The organism is Streptomyces sp. NPDC006997 (assembly GCF_040635175.1).
In the GTDB taxonomy this organism is placed as follows: Bacteria; Actinomycetota; Actinomycetes; order Streptomycetales; family Streptomycetaceae; genus Streptomyces.
In genome coordinates, this window is record NZ_JBEYHH010000072.1 from 1 (window position 1) to 12,807 (window position 12,807).

At 72.1% G+C, this 12,807-nt stretch carries 9 protein-coding genes and 1 tRNA gene; 8 read left to right on the top strand and 2 right to left on the bottom strand.

Annotation, left to right across the window (positions count from 1 at the left end; genetic code table 11):
- On the bottom strand, positions 1-425 hold a 425-nt coding region (locus ABZ659_RS35150), incomplete at its 3' end, for a sensor domain-containing protein (protein ID WP_360228845.1).
- A 135-nt stretch (positions 426-560) separates the two neighbouring features.
- Between ABZ659_RS35150 and ABZ659_RS35155 the strand changes: the two genes are divergently transcribed.
- Both ABZ659_RS35155 and ABZ659_RS35160 read left to right on the top strand, forming a co-directional pair.
- Positions 561-1,370, top strand: coding sequence for an ABC transporter ATP-binding protein (locus ABZ659_RS35155; protein ID WP_360228848.1), 810 nt, complete (start codon positions 561-563; stop codon positions 1,368-1,370).
- Complete coding sequence (locus ABZ659_RS35160) at positions 1,364-3,862, top strand: FtsX-like permease family protein (RefSeq protein WP_360228851.1); 2,499 nt, start codon at positions 1,364-1,366, stop codon at positions 3,860-3,862. The genes ABZ659_RS35155 and ABZ659_RS35160 overlap by 7 nt, the downstream gene beginning before the upstream one ends.
- 75 nt (positions 3,863-3,937) lie before the next feature.
- On the opposite strand, the gene ABZ659_RS35165 is transcribed toward ABZ659_RS35160, so the two are convergent.
- Positions 3,938-4,024: transfer RNA gene (locus ABZ659_RS35165), tRNA-Leu, on the bottom strand.
- Positions 4,025-4,520: 496 nt separating this feature from the next.
- Here ABZ659_RS35165 and ABZ659_RS35170 point away from each other — a divergent pair.
- From ABZ659_RS35170 to pknB, 6 genes are all read left to right on the top strand, one after another.
- Entirely contained in the window at positions 4,521-5,414 is an 894-nt protein-coding gene (locus tag ABZ659_RS35170; RefSeq protein ID WP_360228854.1) for a DUF3662 and FHA domain-containing protein, read from the top strand.
- A gap of 10 nt (positions 5,415-5,424) precedes the next feature.
- Positions 5,425-5,937: an FHA domain-containing protein gene (locus ABZ659_RS35175; protein WP_360228857.1), complete on the top strand. Its 513-nt coding sequence runs from the start codon at positions 5,425-5,427 to the stop codon at positions 5,935-5,937.
- Between the two features lie 140 nt (positions 5,938-6,077).
- The gene (locus ABZ659_RS35180) at positions 6,078-7,598 is read left to right on the top strand and encodes a Stp1/IreP family PP2C-type Ser/Thr phosphatase (RefSeq protein WP_360228860.1); all 1,521 of its coding nucleotides are present in this window, start codon (positions 6,078-6,080) and stop codon (positions 7,596-7,598) included.
- A 26-nt stretch (positions 7,599-7,624) separates the two neighbouring features.
- Positions 7,625-9,058, top strand: a complete 1,434-nt coding sequence (locus ABZ659_RS35185) for an FtsW/RodA/SpoVE family cell cycle protein (protein WP_360228863.1) — start codon at positions 7,625-7,627, stop codon at positions 9,056-9,058.
- Complete coding sequence (locus tag ABZ659_RS35190) at positions 9,055-10,527, top strand: penicillin-binding protein 2 (protein WP_360228866.1); 1,473 nt, start codon at positions 9,055-9,057, stop codon at positions 10,525-10,527. Before ABZ659_RS35185 ends, ABZ659_RS35190 begins: the two co-directional genes overlap by 4 nt.
- 173 nt (positions 10,528-10,700) lie before the next feature.
- Positions 10,701-12,686 (top strand): Stk1 family PASTA domain-containing Ser/Thr kinase, encoded by a 1,986-nt coding sequence (gene pknB, locus ABZ659_RS35195; RefSeq protein WP_360228869.1) that lies wholly within the window; start codon positions 10,701-10,703, stop codon positions 12,684-12,686.
- Positions 12,687-12,807: the final 121 nt, after the last annotated feature.

Below are 12,807 nucleotides of genomic sequence, written 5' to 3' on the forward strand. Positions count from 1 at the left end.
GGGAGCGCGTCCCCCCCCGCCGGCCTGGCCCCCCGCCCCCGCCGCCGCGCCGCCCCCCCCGCCCCCGCCCCCCCGGCGCCGGCCCCCCCCCGCCGCTCCCCGCCCGGTTCCGCCCCGGCGTCCACCAGCCGCAGCCTGCGGCGTTCCAGCCGCGCGACCGGTATCCCGGCCAGCAGCAGCCCGGCGAGCAGCGGCACGCCCACGACCACCACGGCGAGGACACCCCCGACCACGGCCAGCAGCACCAGCGCCACCAGCAGCGTCACCCCGGTCACCACGCCGGTCAGCAGGTACGCCGCACTGCGCCACGGCCACGGCGAGACCAGGTACCGCGGCCCGGCCGCCATGGCCCGCCAGACGGTACGAGGGCGCACGGCTGGTACGGCTGGCCCAGTGGGCGCGGTGAGCGCGTTACGGGGGGACATGCGGCTCACCGTAGAAGGCGCCCTCCCGCGCGGGCCATCACCCAGGACCGAGCTCCGAAGGTAGGCCCAGCCCTACCCCAGATCTCGGTCCCACCGCACTGCGCCCCACCACCCCCGCACGGTGGGGTGGACCCCATGACCGCACCGACCCCGAAACCCCCGGCCACATCGGCTGCCCCGACCGCCGCCGTCCAACTCACCGCCGTCAGCAGGCGCTACGGCACCGGCGGCCACGCCGTCACCGCCCTCGACGACGTGTCGCTGACCTTCCCCCGAGGCACGTTCACCGCCGTCATGGGCCCCTCCGGCTCCGGCAAGTCGACCCTGTTGCAGTGCGCCGCCGGGCTGGACCGGCCCACCTCCGGCTCGGTCCGGGTCGGCGGCACGGAACTGACCGGGCTGAGCGAACGCGGGCTGACCCTGCTGCGCCGGGACCGCGTCGGCTTCGTCTTCCAGGACTTCAACCTGCTGCCGTCCCTCACCGCCGAGCAGAACGTCGCCCTGCCGCTGCGCCTCGCCGGACGCCGCGTCCCCGGGGCCCGGGTCCGTGAGGTCCTGCGCCAGGTCGGCCTGGGCGAGCGCGCCCGGCACCGCCCCGCCCAGCTCTCCGGCGGCCAGCAGCAGCGCGTCGCCCTGGCCCGCGCCCTGGTCACCCGCCCCGACGTCCTCTTCGGCGACGAGCCGACGGGCGCCCTGGACTCCCGGACCGGACGCGAGGTGCTGGCCGTGCTGCGCGGCATGGTCGACCGCGAGGGCCAGACAGTGATCATGGTCACACACGACCCGGTGGCCGCCGCCCACGCCGACCGGGTCGTCTTCCTCGTCGACGGCCACCCGACAGGCCACCTCACCGCCGCGGACGCCGACACCATCGCCCACCGCATGACCACACTGACGACCACTCCAGAATCACCGCGCACCACCGAGGTGGCCACCCCGTGCTGACCACCGCCCCGCACACCCTGCGCACCCGCTGGACGGCCTTCGTCGGCAGCTTCGTCGCCCTCGCCCTGGGCGTCGCCCTCCTCACCGTCACCGGCCTCGCCCTCGCCGCCTCCCTTGACGCCCCCGCCCGCCCACCGGAACGTTTCTCCGCCTCCGCCTCCGCCACCGCCACCGCCACCCCGCACGCCCCGCACCCCCCGGCGACACCCGTCGTCGTCAAGGCACACGACACCCTGCGCGTCCCCACCCCCACCGGCGACCGCCTCGCGCACCTCCCCCACCCACGCCCGATACCGCCCACCACCCTCGCCAAGCTGAAGCGGCTCGGCCCGGTCACCGAGGACAGGACGTACCCCGTACGCACGCACACCCCCTCCGGCCCCCGCGTCCTGACCGGCCACCCCTGGCCCACCGCCCGCTTCGCCCCCTACGAGCTGACCACCGGCCGCGCGCCCCGCACCGCGACCGAGGTCGTCGTCAGCGACCGGCACGCGCGCGTAGGCGACCGTCTCCGCACCGACCACGGCACCGTGCGCGTCGTCGGCACGGTCGCCCCCCTCGGCTTCGAGGACCCCGTCTTCCACACCCCGGCCCACGCCGCCCAACTGTCCCCCGTCAGCACCCAACTGGTCGTGGAGGCGCCCCCGTCGGCCGTCCGCGCGGCGCTGCGCCGGGACCCCGTCGACGTGCTCACCGGCGACGCCCGCCGCCGCGCCGACGCCGACCCGGACCGGGACACCGAGGCGCTCACCGCGCTGAACGCCCTGTTCGGCACGGCTGGCGGCGTCAGCGCCTTCGTGTCGGTGTTCGTGGTGGCGTCCACGTTCGCCTTCGCGGTGGCCCAGCGGCGCCGCGAGTTCGGACTGCTGCGCACGGCCGGTGCCACGCCGGGCCAGGTCCGCCGCACCGTCGTCGCCGAGGCTCTGCTGGTGGGCGTACTCGCCGCCGCGACGGGCTGCGCGCTCGGCTCCCTGGCCGCTCCCCCGCTCGTCGAGCGCACCGTCGACGCCGGACTCGCCCCGCCCTGGTTCCGCGTCGGCGACGCCGTCTGGCCGTACCACGCGGCCTTCTGGACGGGTCTCCTCGTCGCCCTGTGCGGCGTCCTGGCCGCCTCCTGGCGGGCAGGACGCACGGGGCCCGCCGAGGCGCTGCGCACGGCCTCCGTGGACGCCAGGGCGATGACCCGGGGACGGGCGCTGTGCGGCACGGCCCTGCTGCTGACGGCGGCCGTGACGCTCGCGGTCGCCCTGCTCACCGAGCCGGGCGACCTGCTGCACCGCAAGACCTACGTCAGCCGCCCCATGCTGCTGATCACCGCGGTCGCGCTGCTCGCCCCGCTCGTGGTCCGCCCACTGACCCGGCTCCTCACCTGGCTCCCGGCCCGGCTGCCCGGCGCGACCGGTCTGCTGGTCCGGGAGAACGCCGCCACGGGCGTCCGCCGTACCGCCGCGGTCGCGGCGCCGGTGCTGGTCACGGTCGCCCTCACCGGATCCCTCCTGGGCGCCACCGCGACCCTGTCCGCGGCACGCGTCTCCGAGGTGCGCGAGCAGACCACGGCCGACTACGTCGTCACCGCCGCCACGCCGCTCGACCAGCGCACGCTGCACGCGCTGCGTACGACGCCCGGCACCCGCGCGGTCTCCCCGTCCGCCGCCACCGCCGTACACGTCCTGGAGGACGACGTGGCCCTCATCAGGTCGGAGGCCCGCGCCGCCGACCCTGCGGGGCTGGCCGCGACCATCCGGCTGCCGGTCGCCGCCGGGAGGGCGACCGACCTCGACGACGAGTCGATCATCGTCAACGAGGAGTGGGCCCGGCACCGCGTCGGCCAGCACGTCGACGTGTGGCTCGGCGACGGCACCCGCAGGTCCCTGCGGATCGCCGCGGTCCTGCGCACCGGCACCGGCGACAACGGCGTCTACGTCACCCCGGCCAACGCCCCCGGCGCGGCCCCCGACCGCGTGGACGTCTCCCTGGCCCCGGGCGCGGACCCCGCCACCGTGGCCGCCGGACTACGCGCGGCCCTGCGCGACAGCGGCGCACGCCTCCTCCCCAGGGAGGAGTGGGCAACCGCCAACCGCCCCGGCACCGGAAACCCCGGCACCACCCGCCTCGGCCTGCTCCTGGTCCTCGGCATCGCCCTGCTCTACACCGGCGTCTCGGTGGCCAACACCATGGCCATGGCCACCGCCGACCGCGTCCGCGACCTGACCGCCCTGCGGCTCGTGGGCGCCGCGCGCGGGCAGGTGCTCCGGCTGCTCTGCGCCGAGACGCTCACGGTGGTGACGGTGGGGGCGCTGCTCGGCCTGCTGACCGCCGTACTGAACCTGCTCGGCATGAGCGCCGCGCTCGCCACGCTGTCGGTGCCGACCCCGCCGCGGCTCCCCTGGCAGGCGCTCGGCGCGACCACGGCCGCCTGCGCCGTCCTCGCGGTCTTCGCGACCCTCGCCCCCGCGGCCCTCGCACTGCGCCGCTCCGGGGCCGCCACCTGAGACTTTGTTCACAGTGTAGGTGCGCGGACACGCGGAACGGGCGGCATCGCCTTCACGATGCCGCCCGTCGCCGACTGGTGCGCGAGGGGGGAGTTGAACCCCCACGCCCTTGCGGGCACTGGAACCTGAATCCAGCGCGTCTGCCTATTCCGCCACCCGCGCATTGGGTGTGTCCTCTGGCCCTTGCCCCTTGGGGGCTGGCGCCTTCCGACACCCAGAACATTAGCACGCGGTCCGGGGTGGGTTCACATCCCTTTCCCCCCGCGGGACACCGGGCAAACCCCCGCCCCCGGCCCCGTCACACCCCGCCACGCCCCACCGCATCCCGCCCCGTCCCCCTCCTTCCGAACCCGTCCGCCACGTATCAACCTCGTACCGGTAGCGGTCGTCTCCCCAAGACCCGTACGGAGTCCACAGCCGGGTGCGGGACACTGGTCCTCAGCCGCCTCTACGATCCTTGCCAGGACGACGTCCAAAGAAGAGTTCGAAGGGGGCTTCCGGAGGGAACTTCGGAGGCGTCGACACCCGTCGACCGGGCCGACAGGGGGAACCAGCCGATTCACCGGCGCGTGGATACGATCAGTAAGCAGTACCGGGTAAGCGGTAGCGGCCCCCGGAGCGGCAAGGGCAACGGCGGCAACGACGGAGGAGGTGCCCCATGGGAGTCCTGAAGAAGTTCGAGCAGCGTCTCGAAGGTCTGGTCAACGGCACCTTCGCCAAGGTGTTCAAGTCCGAGGTGCAGCCCGTGGAGATCGCGGGAGCACTCCAGCGCGAGTGCGACAACAACGCCACCATCTGGAACCGCGACCGCACGGTCGTGCCCAACGACTTCATCGTCGAGCTGAGCACCCCGGACTACGAGCGGCTCAGCCCCTACTCCGGACAGCTCGGCGACGAGTTGGCCGGGATGGTGCGCGACTACGCCAAGCAGCAGCGGTACACCTTCATGGGCCCCATCAGGGTGCACCTGGAGAAGGCCGACGACCTCGACACCGGCCTGTACCGGGTCCGCAGCCGCACCCTCGCCTCCTCGACCAGCCAGGCCCCCGGTGGCCCCGCCGCCGCCCCGCCCGCGCCCGCGCCCGGCCAGCGGCCCGGAGGCTACGGCTACCCGCCGCAGCCCGCCGCCGCGCCGCCCATGCCCGCGGCACCCCCGCCCGGTGCCCGCCCCGGCGGTGGGTACGGCTACCCGCCGCCCGCGTCCGCGCAGCCCCCCGGCGGCTACGGCTACCCGCCCGCCGCCGCCCGTCCCGGCGCCGCGCCGGGCGCCCGCACCAGACACTGGATCGAGATCAACGGCACCCGCCACCAGATCTCCCGCGCGACGCTCGTGCTGGGCCGCAGCACCGAGGCGGACGTGCGGATCGACGACCCCGGCGTCAGCCGACGGCACTGCGAGATCCGGACCGGAACGCCCTCGACGATCCAGGATCTCGGGTCCACCAACGGCATCGTGGTGGACGGGCAGCACACCACCCGCGCTACGCTCCGCGACGGCTCGCGGATCGTCGTGGGCAGCACCACCGTTATCTATAGGCAAGCCGAAGGGTGATCCGGGGGCAATGTCAGAGCTGACCCTCACGGTCATGCGGCTGGGTTTCCTGGCCGTACTGTGGCTGTTCGTGATCGTGGCCGTGCAGGTCATCCGCAGCGATCTGTTCGGTACGCGTGTCACGCAGCGCGGGTCACGGCGCGACGCCGGGCGCGCGCAGCAGGCCGCGCGCCAAGCGGCGCCCCCGCCCCAGCGGCAGCAGCCCGCGGGCGGTCGCGGGCGCCGTGGCGCCCCCACCAAGCTGGTGGTGACCGAGGGCACGCTGACCGGCACCACCGTGGCGCTCCAGGGCCAGACCATCACGCTGGGCCGGGCACACGACAGCACCATCGTGCTGGACGACGACTACGCCTCCAGCCGCCATGCCAGGATCTACCCGGACCGGGACGGCCAGTGGATCGTCGAGGACCTCGGCTCCACCAACGGCACGTATCTCGACCGAACGCGGCTGACGACCCCCACACCGATCTCGCCGGGCGCCCCGATCCGCATCGGCAAGACCGTCATCGAGCTGCGGAAGTAGTGCTACGTCATGAATGAGCGCGAGCGGAGCGAGCACGCAGCGGCGGTCCACACCCGGGGCCCCGGCGCGCTCCCGACCGGAGGGTGGGCAGTGTGGCTCGACACGATCGGCTGTATCCGGAGCCGACGGGCGAGGTGCGCATGAGTCTGTCACTGCGCTTCGCCGCCGGTTCGCACAAGGGCATGATCCGCGAGGGCAACGAGGACTCCGGGTACGCCGGTCCGCGACTGCTCGCCATCGCCGACGGCATGGGCGGCGCGGCGGCCGGTGAGGTCGCCTCCTCCGAGGCCATCTCCACCATCGTCGCCCTCGACGACGACATCCCCGGCTCCGACGTCCTCACCTCCCTCGGTACGGCCGTGCAGCGGGCCAACGACCAGTTGCGGCAGATGGTCGAGGAGGACCCCACCCTGGAGGGCATGGGCACCACGCTCACCGCCCTGCTGTGGACCGGGCAGCGCCTCGGCCTCGTCCACGTCGGCGACTCGCGCGCGTACCTGCTGCGGGACGGCGTCCTCACCCAGATCACCCAGGACCACACCTGGGTGCAGCGCCTCGTCGACGAGGGCCGCATCACCGAGGAGGAGGCGACCACGCACCCGCAGCGGTCGCTGCTGATGCGGGCGCTGGGCAGCGGCGACCACGTCGAGCCCGACCTCTCGATCCGCGAGGTCAGGGCCGGTGACCGGTACCTGATCTGCTCCGACGGCCTCTCCGGCGTCGTGTCCCACCAGACCCTGGAGGACACCCTCGCCAGCTACCAGGGCCCGCAGGAGACCGTGCAGGACCTGATCCAGCTGGCGCTGCGCGGCGGCGGCCCCGACAACATCACCGTCATCGTCGCCGACGTCCTCGACCTGGACACCGGGGACACCCTCGCCGGGCAGCTGTCCGACACCCCCGTGGTGGTCGGCGCGGTGGCGGAGAACCAGAACCAGCTCGGCGACAACGGCAGCATCATGCAGACCCCGGCGGGCCGCGCCTCCGGCCTCGGCCGCCAGGGACACGGCCAGGGCGGCGGCGAGTTCGGCCCGCCCGGCTCCGGCGACACCACCGGCTACATCCCGGCGGGCGGCTACGGCGACTACGGCGACGACGACTTCGTCAAGCCCGACAAGGGCCGCAAGTGGCTCAAGCGGTCCTTCTTCGGCGTCCTCGCGCTCGCCGTCGTCGGCGGCGGCCTGTACGGCGGCTACCGCTGGACGCAGACGCAGTACTACGTCGGCGTCAACGACGACCACGTCGCCCTGTACCGCGGCATCAGCCAGGACCTGGCCTGGGTGTCGCTGTCGAAGGTGGAGAAGGACCACCCCGACATCGAACTCAAGTACCTGCCGCCGTACCAGCAGAAGCTGGTCAAGGACACCATGGCCGAGGGCAGCCTGAAGAACGCCCAGGCGAAGATCGACGAACTGGCCGTGCAGGCGTCCGCCTGCGAGAAGGAGTCCAAGCGGCGCGAGGCCGAGAGCGAGAACAGCGCGCCGACCGGCGAGGGCGAGGCGGGCGGCAGCACGGGAACCACCACGGCGTCCCTCACGTCCAAGGCGTCACCGAGCCCGTCCACGAGTCCATCCCCGACCGCGACCACGCCCACTCCCCAGCCCGGCCCGAGCCTGTCGGAGGAAGAGCAGAAGGTCGTCTCGCTGTGCGGTAAGCAGTAGGCAGCCGTGAGAGGCCCCGTCACACGATGAGCAGTTCAACGAACACGTCGACGCACCACACGTCCACGATCGGCGCCATCGGCGCGCCCAGCAGACGCAACACCGAGCTGGCGCTGCTCGTGTTCGCCGTCGTCATCCCGGTCTTCGCGTACGCCAACGTGGGCCTGGCCATCAACGACGAGGTGCCCGCCGGGCTGCTGAGCTACGGGCTCGGCCTCGGCCTGCTGGCCGGCATCGGCCATCTCGCGGTCCGCAAGTTCGCCCCGTACGCGGACCCGCTGCTGCTGCCGCTGGCCACGCTGCTCAACGGGCTGGGGCTGGTCGCCATCTGGCGGCTCGACCAGTCGGAGCTGCTCCAGGACATCGGCCAGGCGGGCGGCGCCGCACCGCGCCAGCTGCTCTACACGGCGATGGGCATAGCGCTGTTCGTCGTGGTGCTGGTCTTCCTCAAGGACCACCGCGTCCTCCAGCGCTACACCTACATCTCCATGCTGGGCGCGCTGGTCCTGCTGCTGCTCCCGCTGGTGCCGGGCCTCGGCAAGAACATCTACGGCGCCAAGATCTGGATCCAGGTCGGCTCCTTCTCCATCCAGCCCGGCGAGTTCGCCAAGATCGTGCTCGCGGTCTTCTTCGCCGGCTACCTGATGGTGAAGCGGGACGCCCTCGCGCTCGCCAGCCGCCGCTTCATGGGCCTGTACCTGCCGCGGGGCCGCGACCTCGGCCCGATCGTCGTGGTCTGGGGGGTCTCGATCCTCATCCTGGTCTTCGAGACCGACCTCGGTACGTCGCTGCTGTTCTTCGGCATGTTCGTGATCATGCTGTACGTCGCCACCGAGCGGACCAGCTGGATCGTCTTCGGTCTGCTGATGTCGGCGGTCGGCGCCGTCGGCGTCGCCAGCTTCGAGTCGCACATCCAGCAGCGCGTCGACGCCTGGCTCGACCCGATGCGCGAGTACACGCTCTCCCGCCAGGGCGTCGGCGGCCACTCCGAGCAGGCCATGCAGGCGCTGTGGGCGTTCGGCTCCGGCGGCACCCTCGGCACCGGCTGGGGCCAGGGCCACTCCGAGCTGATCCGGTTCGCCGCCAACTCCGACTTCATCCTGGCCACCTTCGCCGAGGAGCTGGGCCTCGCCGGTGTCATGGCGCTGCTGCTGCTCTACGCGCTGGTCGCCGAACGCGGCGTCCGCACCGCCCTCGCCGCCCGCGACCCCTTCGGCAAGCTGCTCGCCATCGGCCTGTCCGGCGCCTTCGCCCTCCAGGTGTTCGTCGTCGCGGGCGGTGTGATGGGCCTCATCCCGCTGACCGGTATGACCATGCCGTTCCTGGCGTACGGCGGTTCCTCCGTGATCGCCAACTGGGCGTTGATCGGCATCCTGCTCAGAATCAGCGACACCGCGCGCCGACCGGCCCCGTCCGCCCCCAACCCCGACTCCGAGATGACACAGGTGGTCCGCTCGTGAACAAGCCGCTGCGCCGGATCGCGGTCTTCTGCGGGTTGCTCGTGCTGACCCTGCTGCTCCGCGACAACTGGCTCCAGTACGCCCGCTCCGACGAGCTGGCCACCGACCCGGCCAACCGCCGCGTCGCCATCGAGCGGTACGCCACCCCGCGCGGGGACATCATCGTCGGCGGCAAGGCGGTCACCGGCTCCAAGCGGGCCAAGGGCGGCGACTTCGCGTACGTCCGCACCTACAAGGACGGCCCGATGTGGGCGCCGGTCACCGGCTACGCCTCGCAGGCGTTCGGCACCAACCAGCTGGAGAACCTCGAGGACCCCATCCTCACCGGCAACGACGACCGGCTCTTCTTCCGCAACACCCTCGACATGGTGACCGGCAAGAAGAAGGCGGGCGGCAACGTGGTCACCACCCTGAACGCCGCCGCGCAGAAGGCGGCGTACGACGGTCTCGCGCAGCGCGGCAAGGGCGCCGTGGTCGCACTCGACCCTGCCACCGGCGCGATCCTGGCGCTGGCCTCCTACCCGTCGTACGACCCCTCGACGATCGCCGGGTACTCCGACGACGACGCGCGGGCCTGGAACAAGCTGCAGAAGAAGAACAACCCCGACGACCCGATGCTCAACCGCGCGCTGCGCGAGACCTACCCGCCGGGCTCCACGTTCAAGGTGGTCACCGCGGCGGCGGCGCTGGAGCACGGGCTGTACGACGGCGCGGACACCAAGACGGACACCCCGCTGCCGTGGGTGATGGAGGGCACCACCACCGAGCTGAAGAACGAGGGCAACATCCCCTGCAAGAACGCCACCCTGCGGGTCGCCCTCCAGTACTCCTGCAACACCGTGTTCGGCAAGGTCGGCTCCGACCTCGGAAACGACAAGATGCTGGAGACGGCGAAGTCCTTCGGGTTCACCTCCGAGCAGTTCACGCCGGTCCGCGCGACCGCGTCCGTGTTCTCCGACGACATGAACCCCTCGCAGACCGCACTGTCCTCGATCGGCCAGTTCAACACCGCCGCGACGCCGCTCCAGATGGCGATGGTGGCCTCCGCGGTCGCCAACGACGGCAAGCTGATGAAGCCGTACATGGTCGACAAGCTCCAGGCGTCCAACGTCGACACCATCGCGCAGACCGAGCCGGAGGAGCTGAGCCGCCCGCTGTCCTCGGAGAACGCGCAGATCCTGCAGTCGATGATGGAGACCGTCGTCAAGGACGGCACCGGCCGCAACGCCCAGATCGACGGGGTCACCGTCGGCGGCAAGACCGGTACCGCCCAGCACGGCGTCGACAACAGCGAGAAGCCGTACGCCTGGTTCATCTCCTACGCCAAGGCCGACGACGGCAGCTCGCCGGTCGCCGTCGCCGTGGTCGTGGAGGACGACAACGCCAACCGTGACGACATCTCCGGCGGCGGCCTCGCGGCGCCGATCGCGAAGAGCGTGATGGAGGCCGTCATCCACAGCAAGCGGTGAGAGTCCCGTCACGTCGCCTTCACATCGGCGCACGTTGCGATACCGGTCCTGTATCGAGTGACGGGCTTGGCCAAGTCCCACAAATAGACCCGGGTACGGTAGGCCCGGACGGGCAGCCTCCGACCGCACCGCGCGTGCCGGTCGGATCCGACGGAGAGGGCTGGTAGGAAGCTATGGAAGAGCCGCGTCGCCTCGGCGGCCGGTACGAGCTGGGCCATGTGCTCGGCCGTGGTGGCATGGCGGAGGTCTACCTCGCGCATGACTCCCGGCTCGGCCGCACGGTGGCGGTGAAGACGCTGCGCGCTGATCTCGCGCGCGACCCGTCCTTCCAGGCCCGGTTCCGCCGGGAGGCCCAGTCGGCCGCCTCGCTGAACCACCCCGCGATCGTGGCGGTCTACGACACGGGCGAGGACTACATCGACGGGGTCTCGATCCCGTACATCGTCATGGAGTACGTCGACGGCTCCACCCTGCGTGAGCTGCTGCACTCCGGGCGCAAGCTGCTGCCGGAGCGGTCGATGGAGATGACCATCGGCATCCTCCAGGGCCTGGAGTACGCGCACCGCAACGGCATCGTGCACCGCGACATCAAGCCGGCCAACGTCATGCTGACGCGCACCGGCCAGGTCAAGGTCATGGACTTCGGCATCGCCCGCGCCATGGGCGACTCCGGGATGACGATGACGCAGACCGCGGCCGTCATCGGCACCGCCCAGTACCTGTCGCCCGAGCAGGCCAAGGGCGAGCAGGTCGACGCCCGCTCCGACCTGTACTCCGCGGGCTGCCTGCTGTACGAGCTGCTGACCGTACGCCCTCCGTTCGTCGGCGACTCCCCGGTGGCCGTCGCCTACCAGCACGTCCGGGAGGAGCCGCAGGCGCCGAGCGTCTTCGACCCCGAGATCACGCCCGAGATGGACGCGATCGTGCTGAAGGCGCTGGTCAAGGACCCGAACTACCGCTACCAGTCGGCCGACGAGATGCGCGCCGACATCGAGGCGTGCCTCGACGGCCAGCCGGTCGCCGCGACCGCCGCGATGGGCTCGGTCGGCTACGGCGGCTACCCGGACGACCAGCCGACGACGGCGCTGCGCGCGGAGCCGGGTGGCGCCACCACGATGCTGCCCCCGATGAACCCGGACGACGGCGGCTACGGCTACGACGAGCGCCCCGACCGGCGCCGCCAGAAGAAGAACAACACCTCGACGATCCTGCTGGTCGTGGCGGCGGTGCTGGTGCTCGTCGGCGCGATCCTGATCGGCCGGTGGGCGTTCGGCGGGGACGGCGTCGGCAACGACACCGTGCCGGTGCCGAACTTCATCGGGCTGACGCAGGCGGACGCCGAGAAACAGGCGACCAACAGCGACCTGAAGCTGAACGTCACGGAGAAGCCCTGCGAGGACCAGAAGAAGGGCAACATCTGCGACCAGAACCCGGATCCCCAGACCAAGGTCGACAAGGGTTCCGAGGTCGACGTCGTGGTCTCCACGGGCGCGCCGAAGGTCGCCGTACCCAGTGTGATCGGGCTCTCGCTCGACGAGGCCCGGTCGAAGCTGGAGGCCGACGACTACGAGTTCCAGATCAAGACCAAGTCGCGGGTCTCCTCCGAGGAGCCGGACACCGTCCTGGAACAGGACCCGCCCTCCGGCAAGGAGATCGAGAAGGGCTCCACGGTCACCCTCACCGTCGCCAAGGAAGAGGAGAAGGTGACGCTCCCCGACGTCACCGGACAGACCTGCGACCAGGCGGTCCAGCGGATCCAGGCGGAGGGTCTCACCGCCCAGTGCCAGGACGAGCCGACCGGGGACGACAACCTCAACGGCAAGGTCATCCGCACCACGCCGACGGCCAACGCCCAGGTCGACCCGGGCTCCGCGGTGACCGTCCACGTGGGCAAGAAGGAGAAGAAGAAGACGTCGATCCCGAGCGTCGTCGGCAAGACGGTCGCGGTGGCCAAGCAGGAGCTGGCGGCCTCCGGGTTCACCCAGATCCAGTTCGCCGGCAACAGCGACCAGAGCGACGGCGCGATCGTCACCGCCCAGGACCCGAGGAACGGCGAGGTCGACAACCCCGCCGCCACGGTGATCACCCTGACCACGATCAGCTTCGGTCAGAACAACGGCGGCAACAACGGCGGCTTCCTCGGCGGCGGCGACGGCTGAGCCACCGCCCCGACCACGCCGGAGCCCCGGCACCCCGCCGAGCGGGGTGCCGGGGGCGCCGCCGGGTGGGGGGGGCCCGGCAACCCCCGTACGACCGCGCCGGCCGCAGGGGGGAGCACAA